The 17,795-nt window shown below is 64.0% G+C and carries 15 protein-coding genes; 3 read left to right on the top strand and 12 right to left on the bottom strand.

The annotated features are described in order from the left end of the window. Nucleotide 1: 1 nt before the first annotated feature. The 10 genes from M2396_RS00995 to M2396_RS00950 all read right to left on the bottom strand — a co-directional run bounded on the left by M2396_RS00995 (nucleotide 2) and on the right by M2396_RS00950 (nucleotide 11,755). A complete protein-coding gene (locus M2396_RS00995; protein WP_409035070.1) occupies nucleotides 2-1,156 on the bottom strand; it encodes a lactonase family protein in 1,155 nt (384 codons plus the stop codon). Then, complete coding sequence (locus M2396_RS00990; protein WP_101321369.1) at nucleotides 1,104-1,409, bottom strand: DUF5629 family protein; 306 nt, start codon at nucleotides 1,407-1,409, stop codon at nucleotides 1,104-1,106. The genes M2396_RS00995 and M2396_RS00990 overlap by 53 nt, the downstream gene beginning before the upstream one ends. An 86-nt stretch (nucleotides 1,410-1,495) precedes the next feature. Beyond that, a complete protein-coding gene (locus tag M2396_RS00985) occupies nucleotides 1,496-3,871 on the bottom strand; it encodes an RND family transporter (protein ID WP_150570237.1) in 2,376 nt (791 codons plus the stop codon). 20 nt (nucleotides 3,872-3,891) lie between these two features. After that, nucleotides 3,892-4,902, bottom strand: a complete 1,011-nt coding sequence (locus tag M2396_RS00980) for a YCF48-related protein (protein ID WP_259072393.1) — start codon at nucleotides 4,900-4,902, stop codon at nucleotides 3,892-3,894. Nucleotides 4,903-5,253: 351 nt separating this feature from the next. Next, nucleotides 5,254-7,911 carry an aminopeptidase N gene (pepN, locus tag M2396_RS00975; RefSeq protein WP_259072392.1) on the bottom strand — a complete coding sequence of 886 codons (2,658 nt, stop codon included), beginning with the start codon at nucleotides 7,909-7,911 and terminating at the stop codon, nucleotides 5,254-5,256. 12 nt (nucleotides 7,912-7,923) lie between these two features. After that, on the bottom strand, nucleotides 7,924-8,754 hold the full coding sequence (locus M2396_RS00970; protein ID WP_150570219.1) for a DUF2797 domain-containing protein: 831 nt from the start codon (nucleotides 8,752-8,754) through the stop codon (nucleotides 7,924-7,926). Beyond that, the gene (locus M2396_RS00965) at nucleotides 8,751-9,011 is read right to left on the bottom strand and encodes a YeaC family protein (RefSeq protein ID WP_101321377.1); all 261 of its coding nucleotides are present in this window, start codon (nucleotides 9,009-9,011) and stop codon (nucleotides 8,751-8,753) included. Before M2396_RS00965 ends, M2396_RS00970 begins: the two co-directional genes overlap by 4 nt. A 13-nt stretch (nucleotides 9,012-9,024) precedes the next feature. Continuing rightward, nucleotides 9,025-9,897 carry a rhomboid family intramembrane serine protease gene (locus tag M2396_RS00960; protein ID WP_188036453.1) on the bottom strand — a complete coding sequence of 291 codons (873 nt, stop codon included), beginning with the start codon at nucleotides 9,895-9,897 and terminating at the stop codon, nucleotides 9,025-9,027. Further along, nucleotides 9,894-10,865, bottom strand: a complete 972-nt coding sequence (locus M2396_RS00955; protein WP_188036454.1) for a metallophosphoesterase — start codon at nucleotides 10,863-10,865, stop codon at nucleotides 9,894-9,896. Before M2396_RS00955 ends, M2396_RS00960 begins: the two co-directional genes overlap by 4 nt. Beyond that, nucleotides 10,865-11,755: an NAD(+) kinase gene (locus M2396_RS00950; RefSeq protein WP_101321383.1), complete on the bottom strand. Its 891-nt coding sequence runs from the start codon at nucleotides 11,753-11,755 to the stop codon at nucleotides 10,865-10,867. The genes M2396_RS00955 and M2396_RS00950 overlap by 1 nt, the downstream gene beginning before the upstream one ends. A gap of 56 nt (nucleotides 11,756-11,811) precedes the next feature. Between M2396_RS00950 and M2396_RS00945 the strand changes: the two genes are divergently transcribed. Further along, nucleotides 11,812-12,801 carry a DUF1853 family protein gene (locus tag M2396_RS00945; RefSeq protein WP_188036455.1) on the top strand — a complete coding sequence of 330 codons (990 nt, stop codon included), beginning with the start codon at nucleotides 11,812-11,814 and terminating at the stop codon, nucleotides 12,799-12,801. A gap of 147 nt (nucleotides 12,802-12,948) precedes the next feature. Further along, a complete protein-coding gene (locus M2396_RS00940; protein ID WP_101321387.1) occupies nucleotides 12,949-13,494 on the top strand; it encodes a cytochrome b in 546 nt (181 codons plus the stop codon). On the opposite strand, the gene M2396_RS00935 is transcribed toward M2396_RS00940, so the two are convergent. Further along, nucleotides 13,485-14,384, bottom strand: a complete 900-nt coding sequence (locus M2396_RS00935; RefSeq protein WP_188036456.1) for a 1-aminocyclopropane-1-carboxylate deaminase/D-cysteine desulfhydrase — start codon at nucleotides 14,382-14,384, stop codon at nucleotides 13,485-13,487. The genes M2396_RS00940 and M2396_RS00935 overlap by 10 nt on opposite strands. A 54-nt stretch (nucleotides 14,385-14,438) precedes the next feature. Next, on the bottom strand, nucleotides 14,439-16,466 hold the full coding sequence (locus M2396_RS00930; RefSeq protein ID WP_188036457.1) for an NADPH-dependent 2,4-dienoyl-CoA reductase: 2,028 nt from the start codon (nucleotides 16,464-16,466) through the stop codon (nucleotides 14,439-14,441). A 191-nt stretch (nucleotides 16,467-16,657) separates the two neighbouring features. Between M2396_RS00930 and M2396_RS00925 the strand changes: the two genes are divergently transcribed. Beyond that, the gene (locus tag M2396_RS00925; protein WP_188036458.1) at nucleotides 16,658-17,791 is read left to right on the top strand and encodes a nitrilase-related carbon-nitrogen hydrolase; all 1,134 of its coding nucleotides are present in this window, start codon (nucleotides 16,658-16,660) and stop codon (nucleotides 17,789-17,791) included. Nucleotides 17,792-17,795 lie beyond the last annotated feature (4 nt).

Below are 17,795 nucleotides of genomic sequence, written 5' to 3'. Positions count from 1 at the left end.
CTCAGTCGAGAAACTTCAGGTCCGACGGGGCCGGCTGGTCGAACTTCTGCAGCGTTTCACCCAGTTGGCCAGTGCGTGGGTCGCGGTGCATGACCACGATCTGATTGCTCTTCTGGTTGGCCACCAGCAAATACTTGCCGCTTGGATCGATAGCGAATTCACGTGGGTGGTCGCCCTCAACCGAACGCCGCTGCAACAGGCTCAACTGGCCATCTTGCTTGCCGATCGCAAACACCACGATCTGATTGGCCGTGCCGCGATTGCTGACATAGAGGAAACGCCCATCGGCCGATAGGTGCAAGCCGCCGCCGGCCTTGGCGGCAGGGTCTTGGCTGTCGGTCAGCGGCAGGCGCTGGCGCTCGATCAGGGCATCGTCACGCACATCGAACATCACCACTTCAGCGCTCATCTCGAGGGTCAGATAGGCGTGCTTGCCCAGCGCGTCAAACAACAGATGGCGCGGGCCGCTGCCCGGCGGCAAGCTCACCGAAACCGGCGTTGCCGGGCTCAGCGGCTGCGTCGGGCTGGCGCCGTCGTAGGCGTAGACAAACACCCGGTCGGCGCCCAGATCGCTGGCGTACAGACGCAGGCCTTCGGCCGAAGGCACGACCGAGTGCACATGGGCGCCGGCCTGGCGCTCCGGGTTGACCTTGCTTGGCATGTGCGCCAACTGCTGCACCTTGTCGCCGAGCTTGCCGTCCTTGGCCACTGGTAGCACCACCAGGCTGCCACCCGGGTCGGGCGCGACCGCGTAGTTGGCGACGAACAGGTAGCGCTGATCCTGGCTGAGGCTGGCGTGGGTCGGCTCATCGCCGGCGCTGGACACCTGGTTCAGTGGCGTGATCACGCCCTTGCTGCTCACTGCAAAACTGCTGACATGGCCGCGCGGGGTTTCATTGACGGCGAACAGCAAGCGCTGGTCGGCCGACAGCACCAGCCAGGACGGGCTGACCGTCTTGACCACCTGCAGCGGGGTCGGCTCGATACGGCCCTTGGCTGTATCGAACTGATATCGATAGATACCCTCGCTGGCAGTGCCTTCGGTATAGCTGCCAACCAGCAGGGTGGCCGCCTGCGCAGTGCCGAGCACCGCGCCCAATGCGCTAGCGCTCAACAGGGTTTTCCAGCTGCGGCTGATCATCTTCCTGGTCATCATCGTCTTCGTCCGAGCCGTACACGGCACTCATGCAGACTAGCTCATGCTCGCCCTGGTCATCGTTGAGGCGCCACTCTTCGCCTGCGCCGACCGCGGCCGCGACCTGTTCGGCAGTGAATTTCCAGCGTTTTAGGTTGCGCCCGTCCATGCATTCGATCACCAGGCCGCTGGCGTCGAAGGTGAAACCGAAGGCGTGCAGGCCATCGATCAGGAGCATGTCGCTGGTGGCGAGGGCAGTGGCGAGGGTGGTCATGGGGCTACCTTGATGCGCAAAGCGTCCAGTATAACCAAACCCGGGCCAGGCCAGCTGCTCACCGCAGCGGCCTGACCGCGCAAGCGTCAGTGGGCGAAGATCGAGCCGCCCTGCTTGCCTGCCAGTTTTTCCGGCTTGATCAGGAAGCGCGCCAGTGCCGGCAGCAGCCAGAGTGCACCGAACATATTCCAGAGCAGCATGAAGGTCAGCATCAGGCCCATATCGGCCTGGAACTTGATCGCCGAGAAGATCCAGGTGCACACGCCGATGGCCAGGCACAAACCAGTGAACAGCACCGCCTTGCCGGTCGAGCGCAGGGTCTGGTAATAGGCCTCCTGCAACGGCAGACCAGCACGCAGGAAGCTCTCCAGACGGCTGTAGATATAGATCCCGTAGTCGACCCCGATACCCACGCCAAGCGCCACCACCGGCAAGGTCGCGACCTTGACGCCGATGCCCATGAACGCCATCAGCGCGTTGCCCAGCACCGAGGTCAGCACCAGCGGCAGGACGATGCACAGCATCGCGGCAAACGAGCGGAAGGTGATCAGGCACATGATCGCCACGCACAGGTAGACCAGAATCAGAATGGTCAGCTCGGCCGACTTGATCACCTCGTTGGTGGCCGCCTCGATGCCGGCATTGCCCGCCGCCAGAAGGAACTGCAAGCCGTCACGGTTGTGCGTATCGGCAAAGGCCTTGGCTGCGGCGGTGACGCGCTCAAGGGTTTCTGCCTTGTGGTCGTTGAGGAACACCAGCACCGGCGCCAGCGAACAGTCAGCGTTGTACAGGCCGTCGGCACGGGCCACCGAGCTGTTGAGCACATCCGGGTTGCGCGAGAGGGTTTCCCATTTCAGGTTGCCCTCGTTCATGCCGCGGATCATCTGCTTGGACACACTCACCAGGGAGATTGCCGACTGCACCCCGGGGGTGTTCTGCATGGTCCACATCAGCTCGTCGATGGGGGCCAGGGTCGAGTGGATCGAGCAGCTCTCCGAGGGCGTCTTGACCATGATCACCAGCACATCGGAACTGGTCGAGTAGTTGCTGATGATGAAGTGGTTGTCCTGGTTGTAGCGCGAGTCCGGGCGCAGCTCCGGGGCACCCGGGTCGAGGTCGCCGATCTTCAGGTTCTGGCTGTACCAGAGGCCGCCGCCAAAGGCGACCAGTGCCAGCGCAACCGACACCGGTGCCACTTTAGGGCTGGCGAAGTTGGCCAGCAGGCGCCAGAACGGGTGCTCGCGGGTGGCGTCACGCTTGGAGCGCTCGACGGCCTTTTTGCTGATGCCGACATAGGAGATCGCCACCGGCAGCAGGATCAGGTTGGTGAAGACAATCACCGCCACGCCGATCGAGGCGCCGATGGCCAGCTCGCGGATCACGCCAATGTCGATGATCAACAGAGTGATGAAGCCCACCGCGTCGGCCAGAATCGCGATCATCCCCGGCAGGAACAGCTGGCGGAAGGTCCGCCGTGCAGCGGTCAGGGCATTGTCGGCGCCACTGGACTGCAGGGCGATGCCGTTGATCTTCTGCACCCCGTGGGAAATACCGATGGCAAAGATCAGGAACGGCACCAGCATCGAGTAAGGGTCGAGGCCGAAGCCCACCGCGTGCATCAGGCCCAACTGCCAGACCACCGCCACCAGGGTGGTGATCAACACGGCAATGGTGCTGCGGATACACCAGGTGAACCAGTACAGCAGGACCCAGGTGATCGCCAGCGCCACGCCGAAGAACAGCACCACCATCACCAGGCCGTCGATCAGGTCACCGACTTTTTTCGCAAAGCCGACGATGTGGATTTTCACATTGGGGTTCTGCGCCTGGAACTTGTCGCGGATCTTCTCTTCCAGCTGGTGCGAGAACTGCTGGTAGTCGAGCTTGACCTGCTTGCCCGGGTCCTGCGGATCGGGGTAGCTCTCCAGCAGCGGCACGTCGACGATGCTCGACTTGAAGTTGTTCGCCACCAGGCGCCCGACCTGGCCGGACTTGAGCACGTTGTCGCGCAGCTGATCGAGGCTTTGTGCGCTGCCATCGTAGGTGTTGGGGATCACCTCGCCACCGGCGAAGCCTTCTTCGGTGACCTCGGTCCAGCGCACGCTGGGGCTCCACAGCGACTTCAAGCCGGCGCGGTCGACACCCGGGATATAGAACACCTCGTCATGGATCTGGCGCAGGGTCTCCATGTAATCCTTGTCGAAGATGTCGCCGTTGACCGCCTCGACCGAGATGCGCACGGTGTTGCCGAGGTTGGCCAGGTCATTGCGGTGCTCGAGCATCTGTTCAATGAACGGGTGCTGCAGCGGGATCATCTTCTCGAAACTGGTCGAGGGGCGAATCTGCGTGGCCTGCCAGAACAGCAGGATGCTCACCAGCAGGCAGAGGCCGATCACTACCGGGCGGTTGTTGAAGATCATCCGCTCGAGCAGGGTGGGTTTGTCCTGATGATGCTGGGGCATGTCGAAGCGCTCCGGGCCGGTCATGGTTGCTGCTCCTCGGCGCCTTGGCCGTTGGCCAGGTGGATGCCGCCCTGCCCGACCAGCAGCAAGCCGCCCTCGGCCAGGCTGGTGACGCCGGCCAGGGCGATGCGGTCGGCGCGGTTGAATACGCTGAAGGTCAAGCCATCGTCACGGCTGCGCAGCACACTGCCGCCGTTGCCGACCAGGACGATACTGCCGTCCTCGAGCAGCGCCGCGCTGGCCAGGCCGAACTGCAGCGGGCCGCGACTGGCGGTCAGGGCGATCTGCTGCCAGCTGTCGCCGAAGTCACTGGAGCGGTAGAGGTTGCCCCGCAGTCCGTAGGCCAACAAGGTGTGCGCCTGGGCAGTGCCGAGTACGCCGAACAACGAGCCCTCGTACGGGCCCTCGACGCGCGACCAAGTGGCGCCGTTATCGCCGGAGCGGAACATGCTGCCCTGCTCGCCGACGATGAACAGGCCGGAGTCCTTGATCGCGGCGATGCCATTCAGGTGCAGTTGATCGGGGTTGTCGAGGCGCTCGGCGACGTCCTGCCAATGCTGGCCGCCGTCGGTGGTCTCGAGCAGCGCGCCGTAGGCACCGACGGCAAAGCCATGCTGGGCATCGACAAAGCTGACGTCGAGCAACGGCGCTTCGCGGGCGAGGTCTTCGAACTGCTTGCTCCAGGTGGCGCCGCCATCGCTGCTGGCGAGGATCTGCGCGTCGTGACCGACTGCCCAGCCGCGCTTGTCATCGATGAAGAACACCGCGGTGAGCAGTTGCCGGGTCGGCACGCGCGCCTGGCTCCAGGTCTTGCCCTGGTCGTCGGAGAACAGGATATGGCCACGATCACCGACCACCACCAGGCGCTTGCCGGCGTGGGCGGCGTCGATCAGCAGGTTGTCGACTGCCTTGGCCGATTCAGTCGAGTACTCCTCGGCGGCAGCAGCGACGACAGTGCCGCTCCAGATACCCAGCAGCAACAGTGCGCCCGCGGCCAGTGGCCTGGCGTGCGCCATCACCCGTTCCCTCATGCCCTTCCCCTATTGTATTTTTCTTGGTGGGTCATCCAGTGCAGGCACTGCAAGAAGCCTGATTCAGAGGCCTGCAACAGCTTTGAGCCATCCTAGCGGGGAGTTCTGCGGCAACACAATTGGCGGGACGTTATGTTTTGTTAACGGCGACAGCGCCCTGTTGTTTCGACCGCGTCGCCGGGGTGCTGCGCGGTCGGCGTAGGAGCGGCCTTGTGTCGCGAAAGGGCTGCGCAGCGGCCCCAGATTTCAGCTTCGCAGCCGATATCCCCGGGCCAGCTACGCTGGCCTTTCCGACCGGTCCGGCGCCCCGGCAAGGCCGCTCCTACGCCAGATCACGGGCGCTCGCCAGGTTCATGCCAGGCTCTTGCTGACCACCTCGTACACGTCGCTGGACAAGGTGCCCGACGCCAGAATCCGCTCCAGCTCGGCCTTCATCAGCGCCTGACGCGCGCTATCGTACTTGCGCCAGCGGGTCAGCGGCGCGAGCTGGCGCGAGGCGATCTGCGGGTTGAGCGCATTAAGCTCGATGACCAGGTCCGCCAGGAAGCGATAGCCGGAACCGTCGGCCGCGTGGAAGTTGACCAGGTTCTGCCCGGCAAACGCGCCGATCAGTGCGCGCACCTTGTTCGGGTTCTTCAAGGTGAATGCCGGGTGCTGCATCAGCGCCTTTACCCGCGCCAGGCCGCCCGGCAACGAGCTGGCCGCCTGCACGCTGAACCACTGGTCCATGACCAGCGGGTTGTCCTTGAAGTGCTCGGCGAAGGCTTGCAGCACTTCGGCGCGCTCGGCCTCGAACGGCGAGTTGACCAACACCGCCAGCGCGGTCAGGCGCTCGGTCATGTTGTCGCTGTCCTTGAACTGCTCAAGGGTCGCCGCCAGCACCTGCGGCTTGCCGCTGAGCATCAGGTACGACAGGGCGATGTTCTGCAGGCTGCGCCGGGCGAAGTGCTCGGCGGCCGCCACATATGGCGTGCGCCGCGACACTTCACGGTTGGCCTGATAGCGCGACCACAAGGCGTCGAACAGCTGCTCGGCGATCTGCTTGCGGGCAAATTCGCGGGCCGCGTGGATCGCGTCAACGTCGGCCACCTGGCTGATCTCGGTCAGGTAGGCCTCACCTGGCAGCGAGAGCATTTCCGCGACCATGGCCGGGTCCAGCGCGTCATTGCCTATGACCGTGGCCAGGGCAGTGATCAAACGCGGATCGAGGCTCAACGGCTGGCCGGCCTGATGCTGGCCGATCAGCTCCTGCAGCACTTGCACCGACAATTGCTGGCCGGCTTCCCAGCGATTGAAACCGTCGCTGTCGTGCTGCATGAGGAACATCAGCTGGTCGCGGTTGTACGGGAAGCTCAGCTTGACCGGCGCACTGAAGCCGCGCAGCAGCGACGGCAATGGCTTGGCGGCGATGTCGAGGAAGGTGAAGGTCTGCTCGGCCTCGGTCAGCGATAGCACGCGGCTGCTGCCCTGGGCGCTGGCTTCGCCGTCCAGGCGCAGCGGCAGGTCGTTGCCGTCGGCGTCGAGCAGGCCCAGCGCGACCGGAATCACGAACGGCAGTTTCTCGCGCTTGTCCGGCGTCTGCGGGCAGCTCTGGCGGAAGGTCAGGCTGTAGCGCTGCGCTGTGCTGTCATAGGCTTCGCTGACCTCGAGGCGCGGCGTGCCGGCCTGGCTGTACCAGCGTTTGAATTGGGTCAGGTCAACGCCGTTGGCGTCTTCCATGGCCTTGATGAAGTCATCGCAGGTAACGGCCTGGCCATCGTGACGCTCGAAGTACAGGTCGCTGCCCTTGCGGAAGCCATCGGCGCCCAGCAGGGTGCGGACCATGCCGACCACTTCTGCGCCCTTCTCGTAAATGGTCAGGGTGTAGAAGTTGGAGATTTCAATGAAGCTGTCCGGGCGCACCGGGTGGGCCATAGGGCCTGCGTCTTCGGCAAACTGATGGGTGCGCAGGTACGCCACGTCCTCAATGCGCTTGACCGTGCGCGAGTTCATGTCGGCGCTGAATTCGGCGTCGCGGAACACCGTGAAGCCTTCCTTGAGCGACAGCTGGAACCAGTCGCGGCAGGTGATTCGGTTGCCGGTCCAGTTGTGGAAGTACTCGTGCGCGACCACCCCTTCAACGCGCTGGTGAGCGGCGTCGGTGGCCGTTTCGGCACGCGCTAGCACACAGCTGGAGTTGAAGATGTTGAGGCCCTTGTTTTCCATGGCGCCCATGTTGAAGTCGTTGACCGCAACGATCATGAAGATGTCCAGGTCGTACTCGCGGCCGTAGACTTCCTCGTCCCAGCGCATCGACTTCTTGAGGCTGACCATCGCGTGCTGGCACTTGTCGATGTTTTCTGGCTCGACATAGATGCGCAGCGCCACGTCACGGCCGGACTGGCGGGTGAAGGTGTCTTCGACGCACCAGAGATCGCCCGCCACCAGGGCGAACAGGTAGGCCGGCTTCTTGAACGGGTCTTCCCAGGTTGCCCAGTGGCGGCCGTCGTCAGCCGGGCCGCTGCCGATCGGGTTGCCGTTGGACAACAGGATCGGATAGCGATGCTGCTCGGCGATCACCGTGGTGGTGAACGTGCTCATCACATCCGGGCGGTCGAGGTAGTAGGTGATCTTGCGAAAGCCCTCGGCCTCGCACTGGGTGCAGTACATCGACCCCGACTTGTACAGGCCCTCCAGAGCCGTGTTGCTCTCGGGGTGGATCTTCACCGTGGTGTCGAGGGTGAACGTCTGCGCTTTCGGATGCAGGGTCAGGCTGTCGTCATCAAGCTGGTAATCGCCCGCGCTCAGGGCCTGGTCATCCAGTTGCACACTGACCAGTTGCAGCTGTTGACCGTTCAGCACCAGCGGCGGCAAGCCTTCGCCACGCGCCGGGTTGCGGCGCATCAGCAGTTGCGCATGGACCAGGCTGTGGTCCTCGAACAACTCGAAGGTCAGGTGCGTCTCGTCGATCAGGTACTCGGGCGCCTGGTAATCCTTGAGGTAGATCACTTGCGGTTGTTCGGTGCGCATGTGGCTGTCCTTTTACTGATGCACGGCCAACTGGTAGGCCGTGTATTTGCGAATATTGATCACGCCGGTATCGAAGATCAGGTACTGGCCCTTGATCCCGAGCAGAGTGCCTTCGATGACCGGGGTCTTGTCCAGGTTGAGGCTGACGATCTTTTTCGGATAGGCCTCGACCGGGTAACGGATCTCGACCACCTCGGCATCGGGCAGCGGCTGGATCGCCTGCAGGCCAAAACGTTCGTGCAGGGTGCGAATACCGTCGGCGCAGGCGTCGAAGATCTGCTCGCGAATCGCCGCCAGGTCGAGCACCTCGGCATCGCCCTTGAGCAGGTTGCGCCAGTTGGTGCGGTCTGGCACCTGGCTGCGCAATACATCCTCGACCAGGCCCGACTGCTGCCGAGTGGAAACGCGCATGATCGGCAGGGCCTGGATGGCGCCCTGATCGAGCCAGCGGGTTGGCAGTTGGGTAGCGCGGGTGATACCGACCTTGACCCCCGACGAGTTGGCCAGGTAGACCACGTGATCGGTCATGCAGAACTGCTCGCCCCAGGACGGCTCGCGGCAGGTGCCGGCGTCGTAGTGGCAACGTTCCGGAGCCATGATGCACAGGTCGCACTGGGCCAGCTTGGTCATGCACGGGTAGCAGTAGCCCTGGCTGTAGCTGGTCTTGGTGCGCTTGCCGCAGTGGCTACAGTGGATGGCACCGAGGTATTCAAGACGCAGGGTCTTGCCGATCATCGGGTTGACCGGCACCAGCGAATCACCCAGGCGAAAGCTGTATTGCACAACCGGTGCCTGCAACTGCACCGACATCTTGCTCAAAGAGCCACGAGCGAGTTCGATCAATGTACCGAGTCCGACTTGAACAGAATATTGGCGATGGGCGCCGACTTCGAGGCACACTCTTGCGGGCCCATGTAACCGGTACGCTGGTCTTCCGGCAGGTTCTGCAGTTCCCAGGCGATGACCGCCTGCAGCGACAGCTCTTTCTGCTCGACGGTGAGCTTGCGCCCGTCGGACCATTTGCCCAGCTCGACCGCAAGCTTGAGGCTCTGGTAGATCTCGGGGGTGATGTTTTCAATCATTTGGGCGAACGTGGACATTGTCTCTCCTCAATCAAGCCGACAGTTTACGCCGCGCCAGCGCGCCACCCAAGAGCCCAGTCAGGCATCCGATGAGCAGGCCACCGACATGCGCGGCATTGGCGATCTGGCCGAAGCCGAGCTGGCCGACCACGCCGGTCAGGCACACCACCAGCCAGATCAGCATCATCACCAGTACGCCCTTGGGCAGGCGGTAATGCGGGTTGGGTGCCAGCCACTGGTACAGCCAGACGTAGCCGAGCAAGCCGTACAACACGCCGGACAGCCCGCCGAACAGGCTCGGGCCGCCGACCAGGTGCTGGGCCAGGTTGGAGATCAGGCTGAACAGCAGCGTCAGCAACAGCAGCAACCAAGGCCCCTGGCGCAGCTCGATGCGCTTGCCCAGCTCCCAGTACCACATGCCATTCATGGCCAGGTGGAGGAAGCCGAAGTGCAGCAGCATCGGTGACACCAGCCGCCACCACTGGCCATCGCTGAGGCCTTGGGCCAGCGAGCTGAAGTACAGGTACTCGCCCTGCACACGGAAATCGAGAAAGGTGAACCAGCTCAGAGTCGACAGGTTGTCGCCCAGCCCGGTGATTGCCGCGACCACCACGCACAGCAGCAGTACGCCAGCCGTGACCTTGCATGCGCGGGCCTGCTGGGCCAGGGACGGTTGCCTGGGCAGGCTGGCCTGAGCCGAGGCCGGCAGTTCGATCTGGTCGTTGCCTTCGGGGTAGCGCTCGTACAGCTGGCGGACATCCTCGAGCAAGGCCTGCGGCGCCCACAGCACCTGCTCTTCGCCCTCCTCGCTGACCCGGTGCGGCACCTGCAGGCGGCGCAGCAGGCTGACAAAACCACTGAGGTCGACGGTCAACGGCAGGCGCAGCACTTCGATCACATTCATTGAGTGTCCTGTGGGCGCTCGACATCGACCCAGACGAACTTGTGCGGGTCGATGCCGGTTTCGTCATCCAGGCGATAGGCCGCCAGTTTGCCGTAGAGCACGGCGCTGTAATCCAGGCAGGCCAGATTGGGCCGGATCGGCGCCGGGCGACCGCTGCGCCAGTAATGGCCGACGAACAGCATCGGTTGCGCTTCGTCATAGCGCAGCAAGGTGTTTTTCTGCGTGTGGCTGAGCGGCGCGCTGGCCACCTCGTCCGGCAAGGCATCGGGCTGGAACACGATGTCGCCGTAGGTCTGCGGGTCTTCTTCCCAGAACTTGGTGCGGAAGAACGCCCGCGTCAGGCCATCGCCACCGGTCAGGGTGAGGCCATCCGGCAGGCGCATGTCGGTGCCGCGCAGGAGGCGATTGCACACGGTCGAGGCAAAGCTGCCGGACACACCCGAGGCCTGAATGAAGTGCTCGTCGATGCAGCCGCTTGGGTACTGCGGGCGCAACTGCTCGATCAGGCTCGGGTCCCAGCAGGCGTGCACCAGCCGGAAGCGCCCGGCATCGACAAACAGCGGCAGCTGGTAGAACCAGGCCAAAAAATCGTGCCAGTCGCCCGGGTGCTGGGCGAACTGGGTCAGGGTTTCGTCGATCAGGCGCGCGTTGCGCGGCGTGTGCTCACGGACAAATGCCTTGCCACTGCTGGGCAGCGCCGGCGTGAACCAGGCCAAGGCGTTGTACTCATGGTTACCCATGATGCAGAACGCCTGACCGGCCACGACCATGTCGTGGACGATATGCAGCGCCTCGCGAATTCGCGGGCCGCGATCGACGATATCGCCGAGGAACAGTGCCTGGCGCCGTGGATGCCGCCAGACCCCGCCCACGCGCTTGTAGCCGAGGGTATCGAGCAGGCGTTCGAGGGTATGTGCACAACCGTGCACGTCGCCGATGATATCGAAACTGCGCGCCGGATCGAGCATCAGTCGCCCCCACCCCCCAGGCGGCTGCCCCAGCCGAGCTTGGTGCGGCAGACTTCGTAGTAGTTGTGATCGAGCGGGTGGATCAGGCGCAGTTTCTGCGGCTTCTTGCTCACCGTGATGGTATCGCCGGGGGCGCAGGTGAAGTGGTTCTGGCCGTCACAGGACACTTGCGGATAGATCTGCAGGTCCTGCGAGACGACGATCTTCAGCTCGCTGTTGCCATCGACCACGATCGGCCGGCCCGACAGGGTGTGCGGGTACATCGGCACGATGACGATGGCGTCGAGCTTGGGGTGCATGATCGGCCCGCCGGCCGACAGCGCATAGGCGGTCGAGCCGGTGGGGGTGGCGACGATCAGGCCGTCGGCCTTCTGGCTGCAGACGAACTGGCCGTCAATGTAGATTTCGAACTCGATCATCCGCGTCGACTTGCCCGGGTGCAGGACCACGTCGTTGAGCGCGTCGCCCTGGCCAATGGCTTCACCGTGACGGCGCACTTCGGCCTGCAGCAAGAAGCGGTTTTCCACCAGATAGTGGCCGTCGAGCACTTCGGCGACCTTGACCTCGAGCTCATCCGGGCGGATGTCGGTGAGAAAGCCCAGGTTGCCGCGGTTGATACCGAGCACCGGCACATTGTGCCGGGCCAGCGCGCGGGCGGCGCCGAGCAGGCTGCCATCGCCGCCGACCACGATGACCAGGTCACAGACCTCGCCGAGCAGCTTGCGGGTCGAGGTCTGCAGGCCATGCCCTGGCAGCACTTCGGCAATCGTGTCCTCGAGGATCACGTGCATATGGCGATCAAGGAGGAACGTTTTCAGTCGGCGAATGGTGTCGAGCACCTGTGAGCTGCCCAGGCGGCCGATGATACCGATATTGCGAAATTGCTCCATGGTGCTCCTGCAAGGCCGTGCGGCGGGTAACGATAGCGGGTAACGATAGACGGATTATGGTCGAAACGACCGTCCAGCGGCAAACCGGCTATGCTCGCAGGATGACGCCCCTCACCGAGCTGCGCGACCTGCCCCGCCGTTTGCGCCGCCCTGCGGTGCGCGATCTGGCCTGGGCGCTGCTGTCGCCACCGCTGATGCGCGACTTGCCCGCACCACAGCGCCACCCGTTGACCGCCAGTGACTGGGCTGCCGACCCGCAGCAGCTGCAGGACTGGTTACTGGCGCTGGATGGCGATGATCAACCGCTGCGCGATTGGCTGGTGAAGATGACCAGCCGGCGCCTGGGCCTGTATTACGAGGCCCTCTGGCAGTTCGCCTTGAACCACGCCAGCGGGGTCGAACTGCTCGGCGCCAATCTGCCGATCCGCGAAGGAGGCCGCACTCTGGGCGAGCTGGATATCCTCCTGCGCGACCGCGACGGTGTGCATCATCTGGAATTGGCGATCAAGCTCTACCTCGGCCCTGCCAATGGCGCTGGCCCAGGCTCGATGCACTGGTTGGGGCCGGGATGCCAGGATCGGCTCGATCTGAAACTGGCCCACCTTGTCGGTCATCAGCTGCCTATTTCTGCTCGCCCAGAGAGCCAGGCGCTGCTTGCGGAGCTTGGCCTGGATCAGCCCCAGGCGCACCTGTGGCTGGGCGGCTATCTGTTCTACCCAGGCATGCTTGCAGTCCATCCTCCAGCCGGCGCAGAACCTGCGCACTTACGCGGTGACTGGCTGCACCGGCACGACTGGCCCGGCTACCGCAGCGGCGCGGCAGAGGGCCGCTGGCAGGTCCTGACGCGCCAGCACTGGCTGGCGCCCGCGCGTATTGCAGACAGCGACTGCTGGACGCCAGCGCAGTTCGAGCAATGGCTGATGCAGCTGGACCCGTTCGCACCCGCGCAATTGCTGGTCAGGTTGACGCAGACCGAAGACGGCGCCTGGGAGGAACAGCAGCGGTTGTTTCTGGTGGCGGACAGCTGGCCGCAGTTGCCGAGCTGAGCAGCAGGCCGCCAAGGTTTTCGACAGATTCACGCAAATATCTGCGCAGCCTTCGACCTGTAGCAAAGAAATCTGTCAGCCATCGATTAGAGTTAGCGATACGCGCCAGCAAGAGCGCCTTTTCGACCTGATAAGTGAGGAGTGACCATGGTTTCATCCAACCCGCCGGCGCATTACGCGCGGATCTCGATTGCCCTGCACTGGCTGATGCTGGTGTTGCTGGCAAGCGTCTACGCCCTGATCGAACTGCGTGGCCTGTTCCCCAAGGACAGCGCCGAACGCAACCTGATGAAAGACCTGCACTTCATGTTCGGCCTGACCGTGTTCGTACTGGTCTGGCTACGCCTGGCCATGCGCCTGATCAACCCGACGCCGCCGATCACGCCCAAGCCGCCGGCATGGCAGACTGGCCTGGCGCACCTGGTGCACCTGCTGCTGTACCTGCTGATGATCGGCATGCCGCTGGCGGGCTGGTTGATCCTCAGCGCCGCCGACAAGCCAATCCCGTTCTACGGCTTCGAGCTGCCCGCGCTGACCGGGCCTGATTCGGACTTTGCCAAATTCATCAAGGGCTGGCATGAGCGGGTTGGCGGCTGGGGCTACTGGCTGATTGGCCTGCATGCACTGGCCGGGCTTTACCATCACTACATCAAGCGCGATAACACCCTGGTGCGCATGCTGCCCTACAAGTAACCGCGTCGGCCCTGCAGCCCGCCTGTGTGCACGAACAGCAGGCGGCTGCCGGGCCTGAAGCGCCCCGCCTCGACCTCATCGCGCAGCGCCAGCAGGGCCTTGCCGGTGTACACCGCCTCCAGCGGCAGGCCACTGTGCTGTTCGCTGTCGGCGATAAACGCCAGCAACTCATCATCCATGCGCGCAAAGCCGCCACGGCAAGCGTCATGCAATTGGTAGCCCTGCTCTCCCGCCAACGCTGCCACCGTTGCCGCCACGCCGTGGTCAGCCGGCACCGCAAGGGCGCCGTGCACCGGGCGCGCACCGGCCTCAGCGAGCACCAGCCCCGCCAGGGTGGTGCCGGTACCGACGGCCAGCCACCAGCCATCGTAGTCATCCCAACCCAGCTGCGGCAGCTGCTCGCGTGCCTGCTCGACGATCAATCGGCAACCCTGTGCGCCGGCCATGCCGCCACCGCCCTCGGCGATGCACTGCCAGCCGGGGTAGCGTGCTTGCCACTCAGCCCAGAACTGCGGCTCATGTCGCGCCCGGTAGCCGCCATAGCCGAGCCAGTGCAGTTGCATGCCCAAGGCTTGCAGGTCGCGCACGGTCGGGGTGTCCTGCGCATGGCCACGCAGCAGGCCGGCGGTGGCAAAGCCAAACCGTTTGCCGGCAGCGGCCAGTGCATGCAGATGGTTGGAATGGTTGCCGCCCAGGCTGATCAAGCCGGGCGCGTTGCACCGCCAGGCTTCGACCAGATGGTCGCGCAGCTTGAACCACTTGTTGCCGCTGATCAGCGGGTCGATCAGGTCCAGACGCAACACTGCGAGCTGGACCTTAGCGCGCTGAGTCCAGGGCAAGCACAGCGGTTGTAGAGGTGCCTGAGGCAGGCAGGAGAGTTCGGCAGACATCGGCCGAGTCTACCAGCTTGGGCCGGGGCCGCGCTGCAGCCCCACCCCATGCCGTTACAGCTCGGCGGCCAAGCGCGAACCTTGGTTGATGGCGCGCTTGGCATCCAGCTCGGCGGCCACATCAGCGCCGCCGATCAGGTGCACCGACTGCCCCGCTGCGATCAGCCCGTCCTGCAGTTCGCGCAGTGGATCCTGGCCTGCACAGATCACCACGTTGTCCACTGCCAGCAACTGCGGCTCGCCATCAGCAATGCGTACATGCAAACCAGCGTCGTCGATCTGCAGGTATTCGACACTGTTGAGCATCTGTACCTGCTTGTTTTTCAGGCCAGTGCGGTGAATCCAGCCGGTAGTCTTGCCCAGACCGTCGCCGACCTTGGTCTTCTTGCGCTGCAAAAGGTACACCTGCCGCGCCGGCGCATGCGGCTCGGGCTTGATCCCGGCCACGCCACCACGCGCTTCGAGCGCAGTGTCGATGCCCCACTCTTTCCAGAACGCGTCGCGATCCAGGCTGGTAGCCACGCCCTGGTGCACCAGGTACTCGGAGACATCAAAGCCGATGCCGCCCGCGCCGATCACCGCAACCCGCTGGCCGACCGGTTTGCGCTGCAACAGTACATCCAGATAATTCAGCACCTTGGCGTGCTCGATGCCGGGGATAGCCGGGTTGCGCGGGACAATCCCGGTGGCCAGGATGATCTCGTCATAATCGCCGGCAATCAGCTGCTCGGCGCTGACTCGGCTATTCAGGCGCACGTCCACGCCCGTGAGCTGCAGCTTGTTACGGAAATAGCGCAGGGTTTCGGAGAACTCTTCCTTGCCCGGCACGCGCTTGGCCACGTTGAACTGGCCACCGATCTCGCCAGCGGCGTCAAACAGGGTGACCTGATGGCCGCGCTCGCCGGCCACGGTCGCCGCAGCCAGGCCAGCCGGGCCAGCACCCACCACCGCGATACGCTTGGCCTGGGTCACCGGCAGGTAATTCAGTTCGGTTTCATGGCAGGCGCGCGGATTGACCAGGCAACTGGTCAACTTGCCGCCAAAGGTGTGATCAAGGCAGGCCTGGTTGCAGCCGATGCAGGTATTGATCTGCTCGGCTTGATCGGCTGCGGCCTTGTTGACGAACTCTGGATCGGCCAGGAATGGCCGGGCCATCGACACCATGTCGGCATCGCCGGCAGCCAGCACGGCCTCGGCAACTTCGGGTGTATTGATGCGATTGGTGGTGATCAATGGGATGTTGACGTGCCCACGCAGCTTGGCCGTGACCTTGCTGAAGGCCGCCCGCGGTACTTTGGTGGCGATGGTCGGAATGCGCGCTTCGTGCCAGCCGATGCCGGTATTGATCAGCGTTGCCCCGGCCTGCTCGATGGCCTTGGCCAGTTGCAGGATCTCTTGCCAATCGCTGCCACCTTCGATCAGGTCGAGCATCGACAGGCGGAAGATGATGATGAAGTTCGGCCCCACCGCCGCACGCACGCGGGTGACGATTTCGACCGCCAGGCGCATGCGGTTGGCGTAGCTGCCACCCCAGCGATCGGTGCGGTGGTTGGTGTGAGCGGCGAGGAACTGGTTGATGAAGTAGCCTTCCGATCCCATGATCTCGACGCCGTCATATCCCGCGCGCTGGGCCAGTTCGGCACAGTTGACGAAGTCGGCGATCTGCTTCTCGATGCCGGCTTCGTCCAGCTCCTTGGGCTTGAACGGGTTGATCGGCGCCTGAATCGCGCTCGGCGCCACCTGGCGCGGGCTGTAGGCGTAACGGCCGGCGTGGAGGATCTGCAGGCAGATCTTGCCCCCAGCGGCGTGCACCGCCTCGGTGACGATACGGTGCTGGTCGGCTTCTTCAGCGGTGCTCAGCTTGGCAGCACCGGAGTACACGCCACCCTCATCGTTTGGCGCAATGCCGCCGGTGACCATCAGGCCGACACCACCGCGTGCTCGCTCGGCGAAGTACACTGCCATGCGCTCGAAGCCGCCTGGGCGCTCTTCCAGGCCAGTGTGCATGGAGCCCATCAGGGTACGGTTGCGCAAAGTGGTGAAGCCAAGGTCAAGCGGGGCCAGCAGGTTCGGGTACGCCATGGAGCAACTCCACATGGGCAAAATCACGGGATGCGGGCGCCTCGCTGGGGTGCGGGGCCCGTCGGTTATCTGCCCTCGACATTAAACAGCCGTTTGAACCGGCTCAATGATCGAAACTGACAACTTATTGATCCTGCTGCACAGCAGGTCTACCCTAGGGCTCCTTACATTCGATGGTGCCGCAGCGGTTCATGCGCAAACTTCTCGCAAGCGCCCTGGCGCTGGTAATGATCGCCGCGTTGTGTGGCTATGGTTTCTGGACGCAACAGCGCCCTGAAGGCCACTACCTGTCTGACCTGCGTATCGAGCTGGCGCTCAATCAGGGTAGCCCTGGCGAGCGCGGCAACCTGCTCGGCATCGAGCCGCTGCTCTACCCCAGCGACTATCAAAACCTGCAACGGCTGCGACTCAAGCTTGCCGCCTACCTGCAGCAGGCCCGCGAGCAGGGGCTGGTGAATGCGCGCACGGTGGTGGTATTGCCTGAGCACATCGGCACCTGGCTGTGGGCGCGCGGTGAAAAAAACGAGCTGTATCAAGTGACCCAGCGGCGCGAGGCCGAGCAATGGCTTGAGCTGAGTAACCCGCTGCGCTACGGCCTGGCAATGCTTTGGGCGACCGGCGACGACCGCCGCGCCGATGCGCATCTGCGCATGAAGGCGGCGCAGATGGCCGCCGACTATCAGGCCCTGTTCAGCGGCCTGGCAAAGGAATTTGGCGTGACCCTGGTGGCCGGCTCGATTGTCTTGCCCGCGCCCTATGTGGAGAACGGCGTGCTGCACGCCGGCAGCGGCCCACTGTTCAACAGCAGCTTGGTATTCGCCGGCGATGGCAGTGTGCTCGGTCAGCCGCAACGCCAGCAGTTTGCCGACAGCGAAGTACGCCGGTACATTCAGGACGGTCGCGGGCAAGACGGTCGCGAGCAGCCCCTGCACGTCGTTTCGACCCCAGCTGGACGCCTTGGCGTGTTGATCGGCAGTGACAGCTGGTACCCGGAAAATTATCAGCAGCTAGCGCAGCAGTCCGCACAGCTGATCGCCAACCCGGTATTTCTCAGTGGCAAGCACAGCTGGGACGCACCCTGGCGCGGTAATCGCCATCAGGATGCCGCCGCCGAGCTGCCACTGCAGCGTGGTCAAGTCAGCGAACAACAGGCCTGGCGGCAACTGACCCTGGCCGCCAATCCCGGCCTGACCAGCATCAGCGTGTTCATGCGTGGCCAATTCTGGGAACTTGGCGCTGACGGTCAAGGCTTTGCCAACCACGCTGGCGGCCAGTTGGCCGGCACCTCGCAGCATGGCGCCCGCCTGCTAAACGTGTGGTTGTAAGGCC

Origin of the sequence: Pseudomonas sp. BIGb0278 (genome assembly GCF_024809895.1) — a bacterium.
Classification (GTDB): Bacteria; Pseudomonadota; Gammaproteobacteria; order Pseudomonadales; family Pseudomonadaceae; genus Aquipseudomonas; species Aquipseudomonas shirazensis.
The sequence above is the reverse complement of the archived record's forward strand: the minus strand, read 5'-3'. Positions and strand labels throughout refer to the sequence as shown.

Bases quoted from the DNA above. Each gene is read 5' to 3' on its own strand.
- M2396_RS00995 (WP_409035070.1), bottom strand. From the start codon at position 1,156: ATGATGACCAGGAAGATGATCAGCCGCAGCTGGAAAACCCTGTTGAGC.
- M2396_RS00990 (WP_101321369.1), bottom strand. From the start codon at position 1,409: ATGACCACCCTCGCCACTGCCCTCGCCACCAGCGACATGCTCCTGATC.
- M2396_RS00985 (WP_150570237.1), bottom strand. From the start codon at position 3,871: ATGCCCCAGCATCATCAGGACAAACCCACCCTGCTCGAGCGGATGATC.
- M2396_RS00980 (WP_259072393.1), bottom strand. From the start codon at position 4,902: ATGAGGGAACGGGTGATGGCGCACGCCAGGCCACTGGCCGCGGGCGCA.
- pepN (WP_259072392.1), bottom strand. From the start codon at position 7,911: ATGCGCACCGAACAACCGCAAGTGATCTACCTCAAGGATTACCAGGCG.
- M2396_RS00965 (WP_101321377.1), bottom strand. From the start codon at position 9,011: ATGTCCACGTTCGCCCAAATGATTGAAAACATCACCCCCGAGATCTAC.
- M2396_RS00960 (WP_188036453.1), bottom strand. From the start codon at position 9,897: ATGAATGTGATCGAAGTGCTGCGCCTGCCGTTGACCGTCGACCTCAGT.
- M2396_RS00955 (WP_188036454.1), bottom strand. From the start codon at position 10,865: ATGCTCGATCCGGCGCGCAGTTTCGATATCATCGGCGACGTGCACGGT.
- M2396_RS00950 (WP_101321383.1), bottom strand. From the start codon at position 11,755: ATGGAGCAATTTCGCAATATCGGTATCATCGGCCGCCTGGGCAGCTCA.
- M2396_RS00945 (WP_188036455.1), top strand. From the start codon at position 11,812: ATGGTCGAAACGACCGTCCAGCGGCAAACCGGCTATGCTCGCAGGATG.
- M2396_RS00940 (WP_101321387.1), top strand. From the start codon at position 12,949: ATGGTTTCATCCAACCCGCCGGCGCATTACGCGCGGATCTCGATTGCC.
- M2396_RS00935 (WP_188036456.1), bottom strand. From the start codon at position 14,384: ATGTCTGCCGAACTCTCCTGCCTGCCTCAGGCACCTCTACAACCGCTG.
- M2396_RS00930 (WP_188036457.1), bottom strand. From the start codon at position 16,466: ATGGCGTACCCGAACCTGCTGGCCCCGCTTGACCTTGGCTTCACCACT.
- M2396_RS00925 (WP_188036458.1), top strand. From the start codon at position 16,658: ATGCGCAAACTTCTCGCAAGCGCCCTGGCGCTGGTAATGATCGCCGCG.